Genomic DNA, 20,695 nt, shown 5'->3' on the forward strand with positions numbered 1-20,695 from the left:
ATTCTACTATCAATATATAGGTCCCGCCTTTAAATATCGCTTGAGGCTTATCGCAGTCCTTGAAAACCAGTCCGATATACATCGGCAAACAACCTACGGAGGTACACCAGAACATGGGAGCTTTCCCGGCTGTCTTCAACTTCGGTAAAAAGAATGGCAACACCACAGTCGAACACCGCGACGTCGTCATCGTTGGCGCGGGCTCTGCCGGCTCTGTGCTGGCTAACCGGCTGTCCGCAGACCACACTCAGCAGGTGCTCGTACTCGAGGCCGGCCGCATGGACTCCCTCTGGGACCTTTACATTCACATGCCTTCGGCATTCTCCTTCCCAATCGGCAACAAGTACTACGACTGGAAGTACGAATCCGAGCCGGAACCGGAGATGAACGGTCGCCGTATCTACCACGCCCGCGGCAAGGTCGTCGGCGGTTCCTCCTCCATCAACGGCCAGATCTACCAGCGCGGTAACCCCATGGACTACGACAAGTGGGGCGACACCAAGGGGCTGGAGAACTGGGGCTGGAACCACGTTCTGCCTTACTTCAAGCGCATGGAAAATGCGCTGGGCTCCGACAAGGATGACCCGCGCCGTGGCCACGACGGTCCGCTGCGCATGAAGCGCGGTCCGGCCGATTCTCCGCTGTTCAAGGCTTTCTTTAAGTCTGTGCAGCAGGCAGGCTACAACTACACCCCGGACGTCAATGGCTACCGCCAGGAGGGCTTCGGCCCCTTCGACGCGAACATCGACAAGGGCCGTCGTCTCTCCGCAGCTCGCGCATACCTGCACCCGGCTCTGCAGCGTCCAAATCTGGAGCTTCGCACCCGCGCAGAAGCCACCCGCATTCTCTTCGAGGGCACCAAGGCCGTCGGCGTGGAGTACGCCTGGAAGGGTCGCACACGTCAGGTGCGAGCAGACAAGGTCATCCTCTGCGGTGGCGCTTTCAACTCTCCGCAGCTGCTCGAGGTCTCCGGCATTGGCGATGAGAAGGTCTTGAATGCTGCTGGAGTGAACGTCGTCAAGCACCTGCCTGGCGTCGGCGAGAACCTGCAGGACCACCTGGAGGTCTACATTCAGTACAACGCCACCCAGCCGGTGTCTTCACAGCCGTACCTGGAGAAGTGGCGTTGGCCGTTCATTGGCCTGTGGTGGATGCTCACCCACAAGGGCCCGGTGGCGACGTCGCACTTTGAGGGTGGCGGCTTCGCTCGCTCCAACGACAACGAGCCCTACCCGAACCTGATGTTCCACTTCCTGCCGCTGGCCATGCGTTACGACGGCACAAAGATCGATAGCCCGCACGGTTTCCAGTTCCACGTTGGCCCGATGTACTCGGATGCCCGTGGCCATGTCCACATCACCTCCTCGGACATCAAGGTCAAGCCGTCGATTCTGTTCAACTACCTGTCCACTGATCAGGACCGCCGTGAATGGGTCGAGGCTGTCAAGGTCTCCCGTAAGCTGCTGGACACCCCGGCAATGAAGGAGTACACCGACGGCGAGATTTCCCCGGGCGCAGATGTGCAGACCGACGAGGAAATCCTCGAGTGGGTCCGCAAGGATGCCGAGACCGCACTGCACCCATCCTGCACCTGCAAGATGGGACCGGCCTCCGACGAGATGGCCGTGGTCGATCCGGAAACCATGCAGGTTCACGGCACCGAGGGCCTCTACGTGGTTGACGCTTCGGTCATGCCGGGCATCACCAACGGCAATATCTACGCACCGACCATGATGATTGCCGAAAAGGCCGCTGACCTCATCGCCGACAAGACTCCGCTGGCACCGCAGGACATTCCGTTCTACCGCGCCGGCCAGGGCATGCCGCTGGATCCACCGGAGAACAATAAGTAGTTCTTGAGGCGGTAGCGGGTAGCGCGGCGTCTATTGCGCAACGCCGTTCGTCGGCATTGGCCGGGTTCTCCCACATGGGGGAATCCGGCCTTAGTGTTACTCTCGCCCTATGAGCAGCACAACCTCGCAATCACCCGAAAACCTACGACGCTCATCAATCATCTTGGCTCCGATGGCCGGTGGTCCATCCACGCCCGAACTCGTCGCTGCAGTTTCCAATGCTGGTGGGGTTGGCACGCTTGCCGCCGGCTATCTCACTGTTGAAAAGCTCACTGAACAGGCACGGCAGACGTGCGCACTGCTTGACGACGGCAAAGGTTTCGGCATCAACCTCTTCTGCCCCAACACGGCTGACGCCGGTGGCGGAACCTCCGAGGAGGGGCTTGCGCAGTGGACCACGTTTCGCGGCCACTTAGCACCGGCAGCAGACCACTTCGACATCGACTTGCCCGATGCTCCGACCTGGTCAGATGACTACTTCTCGGCGAAAGTCGAGGCAATTCTCGCTGATGATTTTCTGCCCAACCCCGACGCGCTGGAGTTCGTCTCCTTCACCTTTGGCTATCCAGATAAAGAGGTCATTGCTCGGGTAAAGGAATCTGGCCGCAAAGTGGTGCTGAATGCGACCTCAATTGAGGGGGTGCGGGCGGCGGCTGCAGCCGGCGCTGATCGCATTGTTCTGCAGGGATTAGCTGCGGGTGGACACCGCGCATTCGTGAAGGGCAAGGACTCGTCCGACAACATTGGGGCCTCTGTAGAGAAGCTCGCCCAAGCAGTCACCGAGGCGAGTGCAGTTACCGATGCACCCATCATCGCCGCTGGTGGGGTGGGTAACCGAGAGGACGTCGTCAAGCTTTTGGGTGCTGGTGCGACAGCTATACAAGTTGGCACACGGTTCCTCACCACCGCAGAGGCGGGTACGAAGGAGACGCACCGACGGGCATTGCGTGAGCTCACGGAGCGCGACACCGTTTTGACCCACGCCTTTTCCGGCAAGCCCGCGCGGGCAATTGAGAACACGTTTACCCGGGCGTTTTCTAGGGTCGCGCCGGAACTTTATCCGCAATTGCACTACTTGACCACGCCAATCCGTGGTGCCGCGAATCAGGCCGGTGACCCTGAATATCTCAACTTATGGGCGGGTATTGCTTTTTCTCAGTGCGAGAACCAAACTGCGGGCGAGGTTGTTGCGGAGCTTTCCTGCTCAGCCGAGTAATACGAAGCCACCGAAGCTACAAACAGCACAATGACCAGCCACGGGCATATATCGCGGCTGGTCATTTGGCTTTATTTGTGACGATGGATTTTATGCCGACGGCGCAGTTGTGGCGTTAGGCGTCGAGCAGCCAATCGTTCGGGCTGAACAGCTCGAAGTGAATGTTATTGCGATTGACGCCACGCTTGGCAAGCTGATCACGCACGGCCTGCAAGAAGCCATTGCCACCGCAGAGGTAGAACTGCGCCCCCTCCGGCAGGTCAACATCGGTCAAATCCATCAGATCCGGCTCGTACCACACCTGCTGGCGGGCATTGACCAGTGCAGAGACTGCGTTATTGCGTTCTGCGCGCAGTGCGTCGGTGTTCTCGGCGCGGTCCGCGTGGAGGACGACAACATCACGCTTAGAGTCGGCGGCCACCAGGGCATCCAGCATGCCGATCATGGGGGTGGCGCCAATACCTGCGGAAATGAGCACTACCGGGTCATCGGACTTTGTATCCAACACCAGGTCACCTGCAGGCAGAGAAATTTCGATGGCATCGCCCGGCTGCACCTTTTCCCACAGCTGTGTGGAAACTTCGCCAGCCGGCAGGTCCTCGGAGGCATCGACACGACGAACCGCGAAGGTCAGAACACCTTCCTCGCCGCCGACCAGAGAGTATTGCCGTAGCTGGCCGGCGCCGTCCGGCATGGTCTGGCGCACAGAGATGTACTGTCCTGGGAGGTAGGAAACGGGGGTTTCGTCGTCAAGCTTGACGGAGAACACTGCGACGTCATCACCGCGCTCTTCACGGGAGACGACGTGAGCGGCGCGGAAGACATCGCCTGCTTCGACACCGAGGTCGTCATAGAGCCCCTTCTCGAAGTTGATGAGAACACGCTCCATCTCCAGGTAGACGGCATCCCACGCATCGCGGACAGCTCCCTGAAAGACCTCTGGGGTGAGGATTTCCTCGATGGCATCGAAGAGGTGCTTGTGTACGATTGGGTACTGCTCCGGCTTGATACCAACGGAGATGTGCTTGTGGCCGATGCGGGAAAGCAGTTCTTCCGGGGCGGGAGCATCTGGGTCGACCAGGGTAGCTGCGAAGGTAGCGACGGATGCCGCCAGCGCCTTCTGCTGAGCACCCTGCTTCTGGTTGCCGCGGTTGAAGGTATCGGCAATGAGCTCCGGGTGAGCAGCGAACATCCGGTTATAGAAGTTCGGCGTGATTTTCTCGATGTTGGCACCGACAACGGGCAGGGTTTGGGTGATGACTTCAGCCTGCTCTGGGGTCAGGCCGTTCTTGTTGACATTCAGGTTTGGCATGACTTCACAATAACACCATATTGCGCATTCCGTTTGCGTATTATCACCCAATGGTGTCCCTAACTACTCTATGCGGTTGAGTTTTACCCGTCTTGAACTGCACAAATGGCAATGTCGAAAACTTCACCAGAAAACTTCGACAGCACCATTTTTAGCTTTTTCAACCCGCGGTCAGGCCTTCAGCTCTGCACCTAAACCGGACGAATATTGAGCTGGGTACTCCCCTGCGGACCGCCTCCCTCGGGGCGATTGGCATCCACACCATTAGCCGATTTGGGCGGAATGAGATCAGCAATCAACACTGGATCCAGTGCGGCAAAGAACGCCTCCTGCGCAGCCGCTAACTTGCCACGCAACAGGCACGTCGGCAGTAATGGGCAGTCAGTGCCGACACAATCGACGACCTCGTTGTTTTCCAAAGTGCGCAGCAGCTTGCCGACGGATTTTTCCGTAGCCGACTCGCGCAGATAGATGCCACCATTGCGCCCCTTGACCGCCTCCAAGAAGCCGAGCTCCACAAGTCGTGAGACAACCTTGGAAACATGCGCGCGAGACGCATTGAGAGACTCCGCCACCTCGGCAGCGGTGTACTTGCGCCCCGGCTCCCCCATCGCCATCAAAGTGATGACACGCAGGCTCAAATCAGAGAAAAGCGTTAATTGCATTGCGTGTCACCCTTCATCGTTGTACTGCACAAACCACCCCCTTGCCAGCCACTTCGGGCAACAAGGGGGTGGTTCTATGTTCTAGCTTTTAGCAAGGCTAGCTAGCAAGATCTTAGTCCTGCAGGCTCTTCTCGATACGAGCCTTCAGAGCCTCGAACTCGTCCCAGACTTCCTGCGGAACGCGGTCGCCGAGGAACTTCAGCCACTCCTCGTTGTCCGGCAGGTCACCCTGCCACTTAGCAGCCGGTGCCTTCAGGGCTTCCTTGACATCTTCAAAGTCGATGTCCAGGCCAGTCAGGTCCAGGTCCTCTGCCTTAGCGGTGTGACCAACAACGGTCTCCTTGGCGCCAACACGGCCCTCAATGCGGTCGATGATCCACTTGAGAACGCGAGAGTTGTCACCGAAGCCCGGCCACAGGAAGCGGCCGTCTTCGCCACGGCGGAACCAGTTGACCAGGAAGACCTCTGGCATCTTGTCGCCGCCCTTGGCGCCCATGTCGATCCAGTGCTGCAGGTAGTCACCGACGTTGTAGCCAATGAACGGCAGCATTGCCATCGGGTCGTGACGCAGGGAGCCGACCTTGGCCTCAGCGGAAGCAGCGGTCTGGCCGGAAGCCAGGGTTGCACCGATGAAGGTTGCGTGGTTCCAGGACAGTGCCTGGGTTACCAGCGGCACAGTGTCCGGGCGGCGGCCACCGAACAGGATGGCGTCGATCGGGACACCCTGCGGGTCGTCGTACTCCGGTGCGGCGACCGGGCACTGCGAAATCGGGGTGCAGTAACGGGAGTTCGGGTGCGAGGACAGCTCGTCGGAATCCGGAGTCCAGTCATTGCCCTTCCAGTCAATGAGGTGATCCGGCTTGCCTTCCATGCCTTCCCACCAGACGTCACCATCGTCGGTCAGTGCGACGTTGGTGAACAGGGTGTTACCGGCCTCCATGGTCTTCATGGCGTTCGGGTTGGAGGAGTAGTTGGTGCCCGGCGCAACACCGAAGAAGCCGTTCTCCGGGTTAACAGCGTACAGGCGACCGTCCTCACCGAACTTCAGCCATGCAATGTCGTCGCCGACGACCTCGGCCTTCCAGCCCTCGATGGTCGGAGTCAGCATAGCCAGGTTGGTCTTACCACATGCAGACGGGAATGCAGCGGCGATGTGGTAGGCCTTGCCCTCCGGATTAGTGAGCTTCAGGATGAGCATGTGCTCAGCCATCCAGCCCTCTTCCTTGGCCATGACCGAAGCGATACGCAGTGCGTAGCACTTCTTGGCCAGGATGGCGTTTCCGCCGTAGCCGGAACCGTAGGACCAAATCTCCTTGGTCTCCGGGAACTGGGTGATGTACTTCTCATCGTTGCACGGCCATGCAACGTCCTCCTGGCCCTCCTCCAGCGGAGCGCCAACGGAGTGCAGAGCGTGGACGAAGTCTCCGTCCGGGCCAATCTTGTCCAGGGCATCCTGACCCATGCGGGTCATGATTCGCATAGAGAGAACCACGTATTCCGAGTCGGTCAGCTGAACACCCAGCTTCGGCTCCGGGTCGGTGATCGGACCCATGCAGAACGGAACGACGAACATGGTGCGGCCCTTCATGGAACCGCGGTAGTGCTCGGTCATTTCCTTCTTCAGCTCGACCGGATCCGCCCAGTTGTTGGTCGGGCCAGCGTCCTCTTCCTTTTCAGAAGCGATGAACGTGCGGGACTCCACACGAGCAACGTCCTTCGGGTTAGAGCGGGCAAGGAAAGAGTTCGGGCGCTTTTCCTCATTCAGCTTGATAAGAGTTCCCTTATCAACCAGGTCCTGGGTAAGGCGGTTCCACTCTTCTTCCGAGCCATCAGCAAAGACAACCTTGTCTGGCTGGGTCAGTTCTACGACCTCAGCAATCCAGCGCAGCAGTTCGGCGTTCTCGGTCGGGGCCTGGCCCTCGAGACCAGGAATAGAAGGTGCGGACATCAGTTCTCCTGACTCATTGATTCGCGTCTTAATTTAAGGCTACCGGGGGATACCGAAAGTTGCCGGGCCCCACATCGACAATCGGCTTGTTCCCGCATTTGCAAGCCGTTACATCACAGCTTTACAACAAATAATTTTCCTCGCCCCATTCTTGCGACCTGTTCATTTACGGCCATAACCAGTGAATAAGGCCAGCCTCACCACATAAATTTACAACCATTAACCCTTTGGGTGCAGTTACCCCCATTTGTAAGCAACCGAGACACGGGTACCCCCGCGCACCGTGGTTCCAAAGTCGTTAGTCCCAGCTGCCCCGAGCGGATTGCTCCCATGAGTACGCATCCCACTTCCCCGCGGCTGATGCCGGTTCCACTGCTGCTTCGCCCATCGCGTCAGCAGCCCTCACATCATCACTGCTCCAAGACTCCCAAGTGCCGTCAAAACGGACCGTCGTAACGTGATCCACCGTGCCGTCACCGTCCAGATCTGAATAGATTGACAACCCGGAATCGTCGGCAAGCGTAATTGACCCCTCGTCGTCGCCGAGGTCGTAGAGCTGCCCATCGACCTCCACAACCAGCCCGGCGCCACCAACGTCCGCCGACTGCCCATCAATCGGTGTCGCCGCCTCCAAACCACACGGCGTAGCGGGCGAACGCGCCTCCACCCCGCCATCGGACGCGGGTTGATCGGAAAAGTACTGCAGTAAAGAAAACTCATCCATCGTGATATCCCCCTATTTCTTTTCGCTGTCACAGCTATCGTGCAGGCGTTCCGGTGTACTCCGCCAGCTGCTCTATTCGCCATCCCGGACCCCGCGCACCAATGGCTTCACGCACCGTCATCTCCACGGACTGTGTCCATTTTCGCCGCAGATGGGCAAGATAATTTGCCCGCCACTGCGCGGTGCGTTGGCGTGCGTTACGACGAATCGTTGCGCCCACCGCCGCCACCGCAACACCGAGGCCTATTGCAAGTGCGACCAGCTGCGCCGCAGGCGTCGGCACCCCAATCCACATCAGCAATCCGTGGACGATCCGCACTGCACCGACCGCCACGCCAAGCGATGCCACCGCCACCAGAGCGTCCATGGCATAACTGGGGCGAGCCGGGCTTGCTGGAGCGGGCACTGAGACTTCCACACGAAGACCCAATTCGTCGCCACACCGCTGTTGCAGCCACGTCGCTGCGACCTCGGCACGACCCTGAAGTTCCGCCTGATCACCTGCGGGGCCGTCAGCCACTTCCTGGAGTGCATCCTGCACTGCACTCTCAGCTGCCAACTGCATCTTCCGCTGCAATCGCGCCGCCGCCCCGGCTCCGCGCGATCGCTCCTGTGCCAGCTGAGCTCGCACATTTCGAGCCCGGCGCGCACTCAGTGTTTCCCCCGGGTTTCTGGGCGGGCCTTCTGCCAGCAGAACCAGGGTTCTGGCCATCCTCTCGTCCAGCGCTCCCATCGGGATTGTGCTGTCGATTTCCTGACGCCAGGCCTCGGCATACTCACCATTGCCAATCAGGCCAACTGCAACACGGCCGGTGGCTTGGCTAATGGCTGCAACCGTGCTGACGCACTCCCGCGTGGGCTGCACCTCGCTGTCTGCAACATAGAGCACGACGGCGCTGCGTTTATCCACAAACTCCAGGCGACGTGGCGGAGTCGCAGTATCGACAATCTGCGAGAAGTCCGCGCGGTCCGCTGCGTCCCCGGCTTTGGTGACAAGAAGCGGTGGCTGCTCCGGCCCCTCGGCCGAGACCGGGAGTGGCTCAACTACGTCCGGTGCTGCCATAACAGCTCCTCCAGGCTGTCTCTAGCCGCGGGAAAGGCCGCCGCAATCTCAGTCAACTGCACTGCGAGTAGCCCGTCATCATTGTGTGATCCGCCTTTCGCCCCGTGGCGTTCAGCAATCTTCCGCAACGCGGAGCTGAACAAAAAGGTGTGTTCAGCTGTCTCGTTTGTGGCGATGTCGCAATACTCGTCGGCAAGCGAATGGCGAATCGGTTGTTGCTCGATGACCAGCGCGACAGAGACGGACAGCTTGTCGGTCAGCTCCGCGTGACATTGCGAAAACGCCTCGCGCACAGCGGTTTCGCGCACGCCCCTGCGCAATCGCGCGCAGATTATCGATGGCCGTTTCTCACGCTCAAGCGCCTTGGCGACGCATACCTCCGCACCGCTCGTGTGTGTGGTGTCCGAGTGCGTGACCTGCCGTTCTGACAGCCAGTCCACCACAGCGGCGCGCAACGACGACGATGTAGATCCTGTTGACGGCTGTGTTGTTTCCGTGACGTCAGTTGCGGAAATAAGGTCCATCCGGCCTAGTCCCCTCCCATAAATCCCCTGCGTGGTTTAGTTAAAAACCTGCGTAACCCCCATACGGCCCGTGGGCCAGAATCCGCGCCCTGAAACACTGCACTAGGCAGCCCCCAAGCACCGCTTCAACCAACGAATAAGCGCGGCTTCGCGTTCAGCCTACAGCGGACCGCGGATTCGGCAAGTCGACAAAACAACTTGCCCCGCCGTGCCGCCAGTTCGGGACAACGCGGCATCGTCAACCGAAGTGAAACCGCCAGGACAACAACAAAAATCCTAGGGGCAATGATTGGATAGTTGGCCGATGTCGTGGACAATAGGGAACGTGACTACTTCTGATTTTTCTGAAAATATCGAACAGCCTGCGGTTTCGCAGGAATCTGAACCATTGCCAACTCGCGGAGACGAGCAGACAGTACAGCCGCATGAGCGCCAGCCGAAGAAGGGCGAATTGCCTGCAGGTCGTCCGGAAAAGACCCAATTCGACGACGGTCTTGACTACCCGCGCATCGGCAATCTGTCCTTCCGCCGCGGCACTTTGACCCCCAACCAGGAAAAAATCTGGGAAGACAACTGGGACACTTACGGCAAGGTCCTCTCCGACGAAGTCATTGACGTGGAGGAATGGTTCGGCCGCAAGGGCCCGACCATCGTCGAGATTGGCTGCGGCACCGGCACATCCACCGTGGCTATGGCTCCGCAAGAACCGGACCACAACATCATCGCAGTTGAACTTTACCGCCCTGGCCTGGCGAAACTGCTCTCTGCCACCGTGCGCAATGAGGTGTCGAACATCCGCATGGTCCGCGGCGACGGCGTCGAGGTTTTGCAGCGCATGATCGAGCCGGAGTCGCTGGCCGGCGTGCGCCTGTTCTTCCCGGACCCGTGGCCGAAGGCACGCCATCACAAGCGCCGCATTGTGCAGTCCGGCACGTTGCGCCTGATTTCTTCGCGTCTGAAGCCCGGCGGCATTTTCCACGCTGCCACCGACCACGCGGACTACGCGGAATGGATTGAGGAACTCCGCGAGGTCGAGCCGACGCTCGAGCCCATCGCCTGGCCGTGGCCGGAATCCCCCATGCTTCTCGACCGACCGACGACCAAGTTCGAAGCCCGCGGCCTGAACCTCGACCACGACATCCACGAGTTCATCTGGCGCAAGAAAGAGGCATAGGAACATGAGCACTACCCAGAACACCTCTGCCAGCTACAACACCACCGAGACGCACCCCACCGCACTGCTCGTATGGGACGCCCCGAACTTGGACATGGGGCTCGGCGCTATCCTTGGCTCCCGCCCGACCGCCGCGCACCGCCCGCGCTTCGACGCCGTGGGTAAATGGCTTATCGACGAAGCCGAGCGCGTATCCAAGAAAATCGGCTCCGATGTCCTCCCCGAAGCCACGGTCTTCACCAACGTCAACCCGGGCTCTGCGGAGATTGTCCGCCCCTGGGTCGAGGCCCTGCGCAATGTCGGTTTCGCGGTCTTCGCAAAGCCGAAGATCGAAGAGGACACCGACGTTGACCCCGACATGATTGCGCACATCCAACGGCGTTACGACGAGGGCGTGTTGCGCAGCGTCGTCGTTGCGTCCGCCGATGGCCAGAACTTCCAGGAGCTGCTGGAAAAGCTCGCCTCCGAAGGGATTCCGGTAACCGTCATCGGTTTTCACGAGCATGCTTCCTGGGCGCTGACCTCCGATGCGATTCGCTTCGTTGACCTGGAGGAAATCAAGGGCGTCTTCCGCGAGCCGCTACCGCGTATCGACCTCGACCGCCTGCCAGATGGCGGTGCGTGGCTGCAGCCGTTCCGTCCGCTCACGTCGTTGCTCAAGGAGCGCGACGGTAAGAACGACGACTAGGGAGACCACCGCGACGACGAACAGGAAGACGAACAGGCTTCTTTTTTATGTCACGACTTAAAAATGTCCTCAAAACCGGCAATTCGAGCTGGCTACGATCGATAATCCTCGTAGCCCTCGTGATTGCCGGTATCGTCCTGACGGTAAGAAACTGGGACAGTGTCGTCCAAGGGCTGCAAATCCTTGCGGATGTTGACGCTAAGTGGCTGTTCATCTCCATTTTTTCCGTGGCTTTTTCGCTCTACGCGATGGCGGAAGTGATGCGTCTGCTGTTGCGAGCTGGAGACGTCAAAGCAGCCACTCGCCGTAGCACCAATGCGTTAACCCTCGCATCCAACGCGTGGGCGGTCACCGTTCCCGGTGGTGCTGCATTTTCCACGGCGCTGCAGATTAAGCGCATGATGCAGTGGGGCGCATCCGCGGTCCTTGTCAGCTGGTTCGTGCTTTTTTCGGGTGCGTTGTCGTTTTTAGGTCTGGCATTTCTAGGGCTTGGCAGCCTCTTCTTCGTAGGACAGGGCGGCACGACCGCAGTGCTCATCGCTATGGCAATTGTGGTGTTACTAGCCACCATTTTGCTGTGGCGGATTTCGCAGAACCCAGCTTTCCTCAACAAGGCGGGTGCATGGTGTCTACGTGTCTTTAACAAGATTCGAAAGAAGCCCGCAGACACCGATGTCGACCGACTTGAAGAGTCCATCAAACAGCTGACCAGCGTGAAGTTGCCCGTGCAAACTTTAGCTCTTTCCTTCACCTGGTCCTTTATCAACTGGGTGGCGGAAATTGTCTGTCTCTACGCCGCCATCCGGGCCGTTGGTGTCGATGACATCTCCGCTACGAAGGTGCTGCTGGCCTTCGTAACCGGCAAGCTCGCGGGTTTCATCCAGGCCACACCGGGCGGCATCGGCACTGTCGAGGCCGCTTTGACTGCGGCTCTCATCGCAGGCGGCACCACCGGCGCCGAGGCTTTTGCAGCGGTGCTGGTCTACCGCATCGTTTCCTTCGTCCTGGTGGCAATTGTGGGCTGGATTATCTACGCCCTCGGCTTCGACCATAAAGATCAGTCCGAGCATCAGCCTGTCGCTGACCGCTAATGGCTTCCTCGCCGCTGGTCGCTAGTCACCCACCAATCTGAGGGGTCGCTAGACTAAGAAGCATGAACACACGCGTATCGACGTTCTTGATTGACATCCTCGCCATCTTTATTTTCGCCGTGTTAGCGCGCCTGGCTCACAACACTCCCGAGGATCCTTTTACCTTCATCAATATCCTCGATACCTGGTGGCCGTTCGCATTCGGTGTCCTCCTGGGAACCGCGCTGATTAAGAATGAGCCGAACCCGCGTGCAGTGAGTTCAGGCGCAATTGTGTGGCTCGGTACTGTCGTCGTCGGCCTAGCTGTGTGGGCCACCCGCAATTCTCAGATTCCACACTGGTCGTTCATCCTGGTCGCGTCGGTCATGAGTGCCTTGCTGCTGCTGGGTTGGCGTGCAGCGTCGAATGCGGTTGCCCGTAAGTCTCTGGACTAAGCCTTCGGGCTCGTTTCTAATCCTTCGAACTAGTTCTTTGACTAAATCAGTTTTTAATTTCTGCGCGACGCCTCGATAATTGAAGAATGGACAATTCTTCTGACGAGGCTCTCGGCCATCAACCAACTGCCGAAGCCCTAACTGCTAAGGACCCCGCGGGGCCCAGCGAAGAACGCACATTCATGGGTCAGCCGTGGGGTCTCGCCAACCTCTTCGGCATCGAAATGTGGGAGCGGTTCAGCTTCTACGGCATGCAGGCCATCCTGGCTTTCTACATGTACCACGAGACCACCCAGGGCGGTCTCGGCCTGGATAAGGGCGCTGCTACCTCCATCGTCGGTGCTTACGGCGGTCTTGTCTACATGGCCGCACTCGTTGCCTCTCTAGTCGCCGACCGTATCCTCGGCTCGGAGCGGACGCTGTTCTACTCCGCCATCCTGGTCATGGTTGGACACATTTCCCTGGCGGTTATCCCCGGCGTGACGGGCTTGGCCATTGGTCTTGTTTCCATCGCGATTGGCTCCGGCGGTGTGAAAACCAACGCACAGGTCGTGCTTGGCCAGCTCTACGCCAAGGATGACCCACGTCGTGATGCGGGCTTCTCCATCTTCTACATGGGCGTCAACATCGGCGCCCTGTTCGGCCCGCTGCTCACCGGCTGGATCTGGGGCATGAAGGGCTTCCACTGGGGCTTCGGCCTGGCCGCTATCGGTATGGCTGCCGGTCTGATTCAGTACATCCTGATGCGCAAGTCCACCATCGCCGAGGCCGGCCATGACGTTCCGAACCCGCTGCCAAAGAAGCAGTACCCGGTATGGATTGGCATCGCAGTAGTCATCACTGTTGTCTCAGTTACGCTGGTTTCCACCGGTATTGTTCCGGTCACCGCCCTTTCCACCGTGGTCACTGTTATCGCATTGATTGCCGCTGTGGTGCTGTGGTGGCAGATGTACTCCTCGCCACTTACGACGGCTCCGGAGAAGACTCGCCTGATTGGCTTTATTCCGATGTTCGTCTCAGGCGTGCTGTTCTTCGGTATCTTCCAGCAGCAGTTCACGGTGCTGGCCATCTACTCAGATATCCGCCTCGACCGCGAGATCTTCGGTTGGGAAATGTCCCCGGCGTGGATTAACTCGATCAACCCAATCTTCATCATCGCCTTCTCGATGGTCTTTGCAGCTGCCTGGTCCAAGCTTGGTGACCGTCAGTGGTCCACCCCGGTGAAGTTCGGCGTCGCCAACATCATCATCGGTATCTCGCTGTTCTTCTTCATTCCATTCTCCGGTGGCGGTGAGAACTCCACTCCGCTGTATGCGATTATCTGGATTCTCTTCCTGTTCACCATGGGTGAGCTCATGCTGAGCCCGGTCGGCAACGCCCTTGCTACCAAGGTCGCTCCGGCAGCATTCCCGTCGCGCATGATGGCCGTCTGGCTGATGGCAGTCGCTATGGGTACTTCGCTGGCAGGCACCCTGGCTGGCTTCTACAACTACGAAGATGCCGCTGCTGAGAACACCTTCTTCATCACCCTGGGCATCGCCTCTGTTGTCCTGGGCCTGATTCTGCTCGCACTGCGCAAGTGGATTGTCAAGGAGTTCGTCGACGTCCGATAGGGCTGCAGGGCTGGCTCGCGCTCTGGCACAGCCCACGCCCACGCCCCTCCCCCCCCGCCTCCCCACTTCACGACACCTATGGCACCTCATGCCACCTCCACAGCTGGCACAAGGTGCCATAGGTGTCGTGAAGTGTCTTAAGCAGTCCCTGAACATGCTTCGCCACAAACTTGCCACCAGCACAACCGCCATCCACAGATTTTCCCCACCTCCCCACCAGCTAAAATTGAGGCCATGTTTGCCATCATTACCGTCACCGGCGAGGATCACACCGGCATCATCGCCGCCGTCACCACTGCTCTGGCGGAGCAGGACGTCAACATCGTCGATGTTTCCCAGACCCTCATGGATAAATGGTTCACCATGATCCTGCGGGTGGAGTTCAACGAGAAGGCCACCCCCATCAGCACGCTGCAGGGTTACATGGATTCCGTCGGCAAGCGGGAGGGGCTTGTCATTCGAATCCAGTCTGAGGCGCTGTTCAACGCCGTCAACGAGATTTAAAGGGCGCGACCAGGATGGATTTCAACTTCGCGCAATCTAAGTTCCTCGACACCATTGACATGATCGAGAAGTACCGTCTGGATATCCGGACGGTCACTATGGGAATTTCCCTGCTCGAGTGCTCTCGCTCTGAAATGGAAGCCACCGCACAGGCGGTGTATGACCGCGTAACCAGGCAGGCCGCTCGCCTCGTGGAGGTCTGCGAGGGTATCGAGGCGGAGCTGGGCATTCCGATTGTCAATAAGCGTATCTCCGTCACACCAGTTTCCCTCATCACGGCCGGTTGCGAAGGCGATCCCACCGTGGTGGCCAAGGCCCTCGACCGCGCCGCCCGCGATTCTGGCGTGAACTTCCTCGGCGGCTACTCGGCGCTCGTCGAAAAGGGTGCGACGACCAGCGAGAAGCGGCTCATCGACTCCATTCCCCACGCTCTGAGCGAGACCGAATTGGTGTGCAGCTCGGTCAACGTTGCGTCGTCACGCGCGGGCATCAACATGGATGCAGTGCGTCGCATGGGCGAGGTAGTAAAGGAAGCCGCGGCGCAAACCGCTGACCGCAGCTCGATTGCCTGCGCAAAGCTGGTGGTTTTCGCCAATGCGGTGGGCGACAATCCGTTCATGGTCGGCGCGTTCCACGGCGTCGGGGAGCCCGATTGTGTCGTGTCCGTCGGCGTTTCGGGTCCGGGGGTGGTCGATCGCGCGCTCGGCGATCTGCAGGGCGCCAGCTTCAACGAAGTCGCCGAGGAGATCAAGAAGGCGGCGTTCAAGATCACACGTACGGGTCAGCTGGTCGGCACGATGGCGTCGGAGCGCCTGGGCGTGCCTTTTGGCATCGTGGATCTCTCGCTCGCGCCGACCGCTGAGATGGGTGACTCCGTCGCTCACATCCTCGAACACATGGGATTGGAGCAGGTCGGCACGCACGGCACCACTGCCGCGCTCGCGCTGCTTAACGACGCCGTCAAGAAAGGCGGCCTGATGGCTTGTTCACGCGTCGGTGGACTGTCCGGGTCGTTCATCCCGGTCTCTGAGGACAAGGGCATGATTGATGCTGTCCGTGCGGGGTCGATCAGCATGGACAAGCTGGAGGCGATGACCTCTATCTGTTCGGTGGGCTTCGACATGATTGCAATTCCTGGTGACACGCCTGCGACCACGATTTCCGGCATGATTGCCGACGAGGCCGCCATCGGTGTGATGAACCACAAAACCACCGCCGCCCGCCTCATTCCGGTGCCAGGTACCAAGCCGGGCGATGAGGTGAACTTCGGTGGTCTGCTCGGATATGCGCCGGTCATTGATGTCAATGCCAAGGGCAATGCCGAGTTCATTGCCCGTGGCGGCTACATCCCCGCCCCGGTGCACGGGTTCAGGAACTAGCGGCTTCGGACGAGGCTCCTACGATTGCAGGCGGCGCCCATTAGCGTCATAGGCGTAGGAGCCACTACCGACGAGAATCAAAATGAACTCGATAAATGCCCAAATGCTGACGCCGATGATTAGGAAGAATCCGACCAGAAGGATAGCCGTAATCCAGCCGAATACCGTCAGTGCTAGTTGAATAGCACCACGCGAGTTGTGCCCCAGGTAGAAGTTGTGAACACCGAGGGTACCCAGGAAGAAGGCAAGCAGAGCCGCTGCAATCTTGGACTTATCCGAGACAGGAGCACCTGCGCCTCCGTAGCCCTGGTGCGGGTTTGGGCCACCGAAGCCAGCGGAATACGCCGGCGCCTGCTGGTTTGGGTAACCACTCTGATACGGGTTCGAGTACCCGTTGTGGAAATTGTGCTGGCTCGGGTCCTCATAGCCCTGCCCCATGTTCGGCTGCTGCGGTGGGTACGGATCCGAGTACGGCATACCGGAGCTGTAAGCACCCGAGCTGTCAGCGAACTTTCCCCGGGACCTCGGCATACCGTCTTCGTCGAAATCTCCATATGGGTTTGTCGGATTCGTCATTGCACCCTACCTTTTCGACTAGATTATCCGGTCATGAACAGCAGTTCCTTGGGCGATAATAACCGGTTCTGTCAGACTGCTTCCTGCAATTTTTGTCAATTTCTTTCGAAACTTTAGCGAACCTGTTGTTTTGAAACGTTAAACACCAGTTCTTGAGCAAGATTCTAACAGCAAGTACCCGTCGAGGTCGGGCGCGTCTCGCACATTTTTGAGCTGCCTCTACCGTCGCGCTAGCGATTGTTCAATCAGCTCACGAGTCCAGCCCTCAGTCCAGGCCAGCGGAGTCGTCCCCGGAATTGCCACATCATTGGTGGCGTAGGTCGCATGCGCACCCGCGCCGGCAATCATCTCCTGCGCTCGCGCAATCGCATCAGCCACTGCCGGAGGAACATCACAGAAGGAATCCGATGGCACGCAGACATTCTGAACCTTGTCATTAAGAGGCCCAAAGCCGTCTCGTGGACCGCGCATCGTTGCGCCCGGAACCACAGCCTGCACAATGCCGCCGAGGGGCTGCAATGACAGCTCGACACCCACACCAGCCAGCGGAACGCCCTGGTTCACGCCCTGATTGGGGTCACGCCGCGGGTCGCCCAACAGAGCCACGCCCGCGATGCGCTCGGCCGGAACGACACCGCGGCCATTGCCGATGTCAGAGGCCAAATCACCTGCAATAGCCGCACCCTGGGAGAAGCCCATCAGGACGAAGTCCGTCAGCGGGCACTGCCCGTGTAAGTCAGCCATTTCCTTAGCGGTGACATCGCGCCCGACTGCCTGCGAATCATCGTAGGTGAGTTGGTCGGGCAGCTGATGTGTCTTAATCTGTGCCGGGTACGGCGTAGTCCAGACCTTGACATCACCCTCCGAGTAGGACTGCGAAATCGAGTTCGTCAGGCCAAGCAGCAGCGAATGTGGGTTCGCGGTCGGGGCCATTGGGTCATCGTCAGCACGCGATTCCGCAGTTCCGGGCACCGCGATAACTTCTACCGCCGGGCACCACTCGGGCTGTTCGGCCAGAATCCCACCATCGTCGCCGGGGGTCGGTGGGGTTTGACCGCCTTGGTCGTCGTTAAGCCATTGCACTACGCCGAAGCCAATAGCGGCCACCAGCACAATGACCGCCAGAATTGTCAGCACTTTACGCATGAGTGCTAGCAATACGCCTTTTTAGCGGAGCTTGCAATAGTCTTCGCCACTTCTTCGGCACTTTCCTGTGAGCGCCCCTGTGCGACCAGCTGTCCGGCAATCGCCAGCGCGATGACCTGACGCTCCTCCTCCGGTGCGTCTGCGCATGCCGCGCGACCTGTGCCGATGAGCTGATCCTCCACCCCAGCAATATCAATTCCCGCTTTTTCCAGTGCTTCGAGGTATGAATCGTCCGCCTCGCTGAGCTTCATCTGCCCATCGGGCGCTTCGTCCACGCGCTTAGCTTGGGGATCTGTGATCTCCGGCGCAGACTTTTCGCTCGACTTCGGCGCAGAAGTCTTCGTGCTTGACGACGTCGTAGACGTCTTCGTAGTCGTTGACGAGGTGACCTCCGAAGACTCCACTGTGGAACTGCCACAGGCGGCCACTCCGAAGGTCAGCAGCGCAACAGCTGTGGTTGTAGCCAGTGTCCGGAAGGACTTGTTCATGGACATTTGTCTATCCCTTATTCAGTGCCCTGCTTTGGTTGGCTTACTTGTCATCACTGTTGTCGGCGGCTGGGGCTGGCGCTTCTGGCTTATTGCGCTCTTCAACAATCTTGCCGTTGAGCTGGCGAATCCAGCCACCCTCGAACTGCTGTTCAAGACCGCCGGCCTTGACTGGCTGCAGTGGGCCGACCGGGTAACCGAACGGGCCATTTTCGTAGCCAGTGCTGCCCCAGTGGTCAGTGATGTCGTTGGAGCGCACCGGCTGCGCACCAGTTTCCGGAGTCCAGTAAATGGCACCGTGTTCAAAGCGCTGGAAAGCGCCGCGGGCGAGCTTGACCTCGTCGCCGTCGACAGGCAGACCCAAATCGGACTCGGCGCCACCGAGCTCCTTGTAGACACGGCCGATTTCACCACGCACGATGCGAGGTTCTTCGCCGCCGATCTTGACGATGGTGCCACCCTGGAAGTCCTGGGCGACACCGCCCGGAATATCGCGGTGGTTGGCGACTGGGTAGCCCAGCGGACCGGTCTCGAAGCCGGCCTTGCCCCAGGCGTTCATAATGTCGCCGGTGACTTCGTGGGCTCCGCCTTCCGGAGTCCAGTAAATCGACCCCTTTTCGAAGTGGACGAATCGTCCCGAGCCATCCGGCGTAGCCAATTCGTTGGTCACTGGGTAGCCGAGCGGCGAGGACGGACCGCCGAGCTCGTTGTAACGCGAACCGATGCGCCCCCAGACCACATGTGCCCCGGAATCCGGGTGCCAGTAGGCGGTACCGCCGGTGAAGTCCTGAGCCACGCCATTCTTGGCGACGCCATACTCATCCGACAGGCAGGTGCCGATTCCCGGCAGCGATGCGACGGCCTTTTCAATCTCGCCGCCTACACGACAGACCGCGCCACGATCGGACTCCGGCAACTGGAGTGTATCGGCCAGCGTTGGCCAGGCCTGACTGACCTCGAATTGCCAGTACGGCCAGGTGTGAGTACCCGAGCTCCGGAAGTTCACAACCGGCTCGACGCCCTTTTCACGAGCATTCCGGATGAAGGTCTCACTGGTCATGCGGGAAAGCACTTCCAATGCGTAACCGGTCGGATTGTCCGGCTTCGTCGGATCGATCTGCGACGGCACGTCCCACTCACCGGTGTTGCCGTTACCCGCCGAGATGTACAGCGACACGCCCTTGAGCTTGTCGATGTTCAGCTTCGGATCATTGTCCTTCCAACGCTGCGAACCGAGCGGGCCCCACATCTTCGTCGCGTCATAGCCACCGGTGTTCTTCATCGCCAGAGCGATTGCCTGCGGCATGCCGGGCGAAGTCATGTCTAGGTAACCTGAGAGGCTACCGGCAAACTTCCACAGCTCCGGCGAGTGTGCTGCGACGTTGTAAGCACCGGTAGCGCCCATGGAGATACCGATGATGCCGCGTTCATCGTTGCCGCGGAAGCCGTTGGTGATAACCGGCACGAGCTCCTTAGTAATGAAGCTCTCCCACTTGTAGTTCTGACCGTTATCTGGCTGATCCCAGTCAGAGTAGAAGGACGATGTACCGCCGGCGGGCATAACCACCAGGACATTCTTGTCCTCGTAGAAGCGTTCGATATTGGTAGCGCGAATCCAACCGGAGTAGTCATCAAACGATGCCATACCGTCAAGGTGGTAGACGCTCGGGAATGTGCGCTCCTTGTCGCGGTACCAATCGCGCGGCAGCAAAATCTCAACCTGAATTGGCTTCTCCGGCATGGCAGCCGAGCGAATGTGCGCAATGACGTGGTGATCTGTGTACCACTCGACTTTGTCTACGCTGACTCCGCTGGGCAGGTTCGCCACTGCGGGAGTATCGACTTTAAATGGCGTACGCTCCGGCCCCGGCATCGGCTTCGGCATGCCCAGGCCAGGTAGCTGCGCACCAGCAGCTTGCGCTGCTTCAGCGGCCTTAGCAAGGTCTCCCAGGTCTCCAGATTGAGCTAACTGCCCCTGAACGGCCTGAAGTTCCTCGTAGCTGGGCAGACCTGGCTGAGCTGGCTCGGGAGCCGCCACTGCAGCAGGGGCACCGAGAGCGAGAGTCAACGGTAGTGCCAAAAGTGCGGTCAACGCCCGCGATGACTTCCGGCTGTTGCCGAGGCCACCACGGAGGAATCTAGCGGTTACGCGCATAAGAGGGCTTCCCTTTACAAAGTCGCTGGTTGAAATTATTTGAGACATTGAGTGTTGCACCGGCGCCGATTAGGCACCTGCAGATAGCATCACGCGGCGCTAGAGCTATGCGTTTACCGTTCCGCTTCTCAGAATTACGTGG

The 20,695-nt window shown here is 59.4% G+C and carries 19 protein-coding genes; 9 read left to right on the plus strand and 10 right to left on the minus strand.

The window, feature by feature from the left end; translation table 11 throughout:
* Window positions 1-113: 113 nt before the first annotated feature.
* Complete coding sequence (betA, locus tag HMPREF3042_RS04340; RefSeq protein WP_070856165.1) at window positions 114-1,853, plus strand: choline dehydrogenase; 1,740 nt, start codon at window positions 114-116, stop codon at window positions 1,851-1,853.
* A gap of 109 nt (window positions 1,854-1,962) precedes the next feature.
* A complete protein-coding gene (locus tag HMPREF3042_RS04345) occupies window positions 1,963-3,069 on the plus strand; it encodes an NAD(P)H-dependent flavin oxidoreductase (protein WP_070856167.1) in 1,107 nt (368 codons plus the stop codon).
* A gap of 115 nt (window positions 3,070-3,184) precedes the next feature.
* Here HMPREF3042_RS04345 and HMPREF3042_RS04350 read toward each other — a convergent pair whose 3' ends face one another.
* From HMPREF3042_RS04350 to HMPREF3042_RS04375, 6 genes are all read right to left on the minus strand, one after another.
* On the minus strand, window positions 3,185-4,381 hold the full coding sequence (locus tag HMPREF3042_RS04350; RefSeq protein ID WP_070856169.1) for a globin domain-containing protein: 1,197 nt from the start codon (window positions 4,379-4,381) through the stop codon (window positions 3,185-3,187).
* Window positions 4,382-4,572: 191 nt separating this feature from the next.
* The gene (locus HMPREF3042_RS04355) at window positions 4,573-5,046 is read right to left on the minus strand and encodes an Rrf2 family transcriptional regulator (protein ID WP_070549952.1); all 474 of its coding nucleotides are present in this window, start codon (window positions 5,044-5,046) and stop codon (window positions 4,573-4,575) included.
* A 112-nt stretch (window positions 5,047-5,158) separates the two neighbouring features.
* Window positions 5,159-6,994, minus strand: a complete 1,836-nt coding sequence (locus tag HMPREF3042_RS04360) for a phosphoenolpyruvate carboxykinase (GTP) (RefSeq protein ID WP_069359740.1) — start codon at window positions 6,992-6,994, stop codon at window positions 5,159-5,161.
* Between the two features lie 298 nt (window positions 6,995-7,292).
* A complete protein-coding gene (locus HMPREF3042_RS04365) occupies window positions 7,293-7,718 on the minus strand; it encodes a DUF6802 family protein (protein ID WP_070856171.1) in 426 nt (141 codons plus the stop codon).
* Window positions 7,719-7,752: 34 nt separating this feature from the next.
* Window positions 7,753-8,781, minus strand: a complete 1,029-nt coding sequence (locus HMPREF3042_RS04370; protein WP_070856173.1) for a hypothetical protein — start codon at window positions 8,779-8,781, stop codon at window positions 7,753-7,755.
* Complete coding sequence (locus tag HMPREF3042_RS04375; RefSeq protein WP_048734274.1) at window positions 8,763-9,305, minus strand: hypothetical protein; 543 nt, start codon at window positions 9,303-9,305, stop codon at window positions 8,763-8,765. The genes HMPREF3042_RS04370 and HMPREF3042_RS04375 overlap by 19 nt, the downstream gene beginning before the upstream one ends.
* A gap of 325 nt (window positions 9,306-9,630) precedes the next feature.
* On the opposite strand from HMPREF3042_RS04375, the gene trmB reads away from it, so the two are divergent.
* The 7 genes from trmB (at window position 9,631) to HMPREF3042_RS04410 (ending at window position 16,188) form a co-directional block, all read left to right on the plus strand.
* Complete coding sequence (gene trmB / locus HMPREF3042_RS04380; RefSeq protein ID WP_231367157.1) at window positions 9,631-10,479, plus strand: tRNA (guanosine(46)-N7)-methyltransferase TrmB; 849 nt, start codon at window positions 9,631-9,633, stop codon at window positions 10,477-10,479.
* 4 nt (window positions 10,480-10,483) lie between these two features.
* Window positions 10,484-11,167: an NYN domain-containing protein gene (locus tag HMPREF3042_RS04385; protein WP_070566676.1), complete on the plus strand. Its 684-nt coding sequence runs from the start codon at window positions 10,484-10,486 to the stop codon at window positions 11,165-11,167.
* Between the two features lie 47 nt (window positions 11,168-11,214).
* Window positions 11,215-12,258, plus strand: coding sequence for a lysylphosphatidylglycerol synthase transmembrane domain-containing protein (locus HMPREF3042_RS04390; protein ID WP_222866939.1), 1,044 nt, complete (start codon window positions 11,215-11,217; stop codon window positions 12,256-12,258).
* 62 nt (window positions 12,259-12,320) lie between these two features.
* The gene (locus HMPREF3042_RS04395) at window positions 12,321-12,692 is read left to right on the plus strand and encodes a DUF3054 domain-containing protein (protein ID WP_070856175.1); all 372 of its coding nucleotides are present in this window, start codon (window positions 12,321-12,323) and stop codon (window positions 12,690-12,692) included.
* Window positions 12,693-12,778: 86 nt separating this feature from the next.
* The gene (locus tag HMPREF3042_RS04400; RefSeq protein WP_070856178.1) at window positions 12,779-14,305 is read left to right on the plus strand and encodes a peptide MFS transporter; all 1,527 of its coding nucleotides are present in this window, start codon (window positions 12,779-12,781) and stop codon (window positions 14,303-14,305) included.
* A gap of 234 nt (window positions 14,306-14,539) precedes the next feature.
* Window positions 14,540-14,809: an ACT domain-containing protein gene (locus HMPREF3042_RS04405; RefSeq protein ID WP_016421638.1), complete on the plus strand. Its 270-nt coding sequence runs from the start codon at window positions 14,540-14,542 to the stop codon at window positions 14,807-14,809.
* Window positions 14,810-14,823: 14 nt separating this feature from the next.
* Window positions 14,824-16,188 (plus strand): PFL family protein, encoded by a 1,365-nt coding sequence (locus HMPREF3042_RS04410; protein ID WP_070856180.1) that lies wholly within the window; start codon window positions 14,824-14,826, stop codon window positions 16,186-16,188.
* Between the two features lie 18 nt (window positions 16,189-16,206).
* On the opposite strand, the gene HMPREF3042_RS04415 is transcribed toward HMPREF3042_RS04410, so the two are convergent.
* The 4 genes from HMPREF3042_RS04415 to HMPREF3042_RS04430 all read right to left on the minus strand — a co-directional run bounded on the left by HMPREF3042_RS04415 (window position 16,207) and on the right by HMPREF3042_RS04430 (window position 20,553).
* Entirely contained in the window at window positions 16,207-16,764 is a 558-nt protein-coding gene (locus HMPREF3042_RS04415) for a TM2 domain-containing protein (protein WP_070559861.1), read from the minus strand.
* A 219-nt stretch (window positions 16,765-16,983) separates the two neighbouring features.
* Window positions 16,984-17,910: a cutinase family protein gene (locus tag HMPREF3042_RS04420; RefSeq protein ID WP_070429907.1), complete on the minus strand. Its 927-nt coding sequence runs from the start codon at window positions 17,908-17,910 to the stop codon at window positions 16,984-16,986.
* 5 nt (window positions 17,911-17,915) lie between these two features.
* Window positions 17,916-18,404, minus strand: coding sequence for a DUF732 domain-containing protein (locus HMPREF3042_RS04425; protein WP_070856182.1), 489 nt, complete (start codon window positions 18,402-18,404; stop codon window positions 17,916-17,918).
* A gap of 37 nt (window positions 18,405-18,441) precedes the next feature.
* Window positions 18,442-20,553 (minus strand): alpha/beta hydrolase-fold protein, encoded by a 2,112-nt coding sequence (locus tag HMPREF3042_RS04430; RefSeq protein ID WP_070856184.1) that lies wholly within the window; start codon window positions 20,551-20,553, stop codon window positions 18,442-18,444.
* Between the last annotated feature and the right edge of the window lie 142 nt (window positions 20,554-20,695).

Origin of the sequence: Corynebacterium sp. HMSC074C05 (assembly GCF_001838325.1) — a bacterium.
GTDB lineage: Bacteria > Actinomycetota > Actinomycetes > Mycobacteriales > Mycobacteriaceae > Corynebacterium > Corynebacterium amycolatum.

Coding starts and splice junctions, on each gene's coding strand:
- HMPREF3042_RS04385 (WP_070566676.1), top strand. CDS start 10,484: ATGAGCACTACCCAGAACACCTCTGCCAGCTACAACACCACCGAGACG.
- HMPREF3042_RS04370 (WP_070856173.1), bottom strand. CDS start 8,781: ATGGCAGCACCGGACGTAGTTGAGCCACTCCCGGTCTCGGCCGAGGGG.
- HMPREF3042_RS04355 (WP_070549952.1), bottom strand. CDS start 5,046: ATGCAATTAACGCTTTTCTCTGATTTGAGCCTGCGTGTCATCACTTTG.
- HMPREF3042_RS04350 (WP_070856169.1), bottom strand. CDS start 4,381: ATGCCAAACCTGAATGTCAACAAGAACGGCCTGACCCCAGAGCAGGCT.
- HMPREF3042_RS04410 (WP_070856180.1), top strand. CDS start 14,824: ATGGATTTCAACTTCGCGCAATCTAAGTTCCTCGACACCATTGACATG.
- HMPREF3042_RS04365 (WP_070856171.1), bottom strand. CDS start 7,718: ATGGATGAGTTTTCTTTACTGCAGTACTTTTCCGATCAACCCGCGTCC.
- HMPREF3042_RS04420 (WP_070429907.1), bottom strand. CDS start 17,910: ATGCGTAAAGTGCTGACAATTCTGGCGGTCATTGTGCTGGTGGCCGCT.
- HMPREF3042_RS04415 (WP_070559861.1), bottom strand. CDS start 16,764: ATGACGAATCCGACAAACCCATATGGAGATTTCGACGAAGACGGTATG.
- HMPREF3042_RS04390 (WP_222866939.1), top strand. CDS start 11,215: ATGTCACGACTTAAAAATGTCCTCAAAACCGGCAATTCGAGCTGGCTA.
- HMPREF3042_RS04375 (WP_048734274.1), bottom strand. CDS start 9,305: ATGGACCTTATTTCCGCAACTGACGTCACGGAAACAACACAGCCGTCA.
- HMPREF3042_RS04345 (WP_070856167.1), top strand. CDS start 1,963: ATGAGCAGCACAACCTCGCAATCACCCGAAAACCTACGACGCTCATCA.
- betA (WP_070856165.1), top strand. CDS start 114: ATGGGAGCTTTCCCGGCTGTCTTCAACTTCGGTAAAAAGAATGGCAAC.
- HMPREF3042_RS04400 (WP_070856178.1), top strand. CDS start 12,779: ATGGACAATTCTTCTGACGAGGCTCTCGGCCATCAACCAACTGCCGAA.
- HMPREF3042_RS04405 (WP_016421638.1), top strand. CDS start 14,540: ATGTTTGCCATCATTACCGTCACCGGCGAGGATCACACCGGCATCATC.
- HMPREF3042_RS04360 (WP_069359740.1), bottom strand. CDS start 6,994: ATGTCCGCACCTTCTATTCCTGGTCTCGAGGGCCAGGCCCCGACCGAG.
- HMPREF3042_RS04395 (WP_070856175.1), top strand. CDS start 12,321: ATGAACACACGCGTATCGACGTTCTTGATTGACATCCTCGCCATCTTT.
- HMPREF3042_RS04425 (WP_070856182.1), bottom strand. CDS start 18,404: ATGTCCATGAACAAGTCCTTCCGGACACTGGCTACAACCACAGCTGTT.
- HMPREF3042_RS04430 (WP_070856184.1), bottom strand. CDS start 20,553: ATGCGCGTAACCGCTAGATTCCTCCGTGGTGGCCTCGGCAACAGCCGG.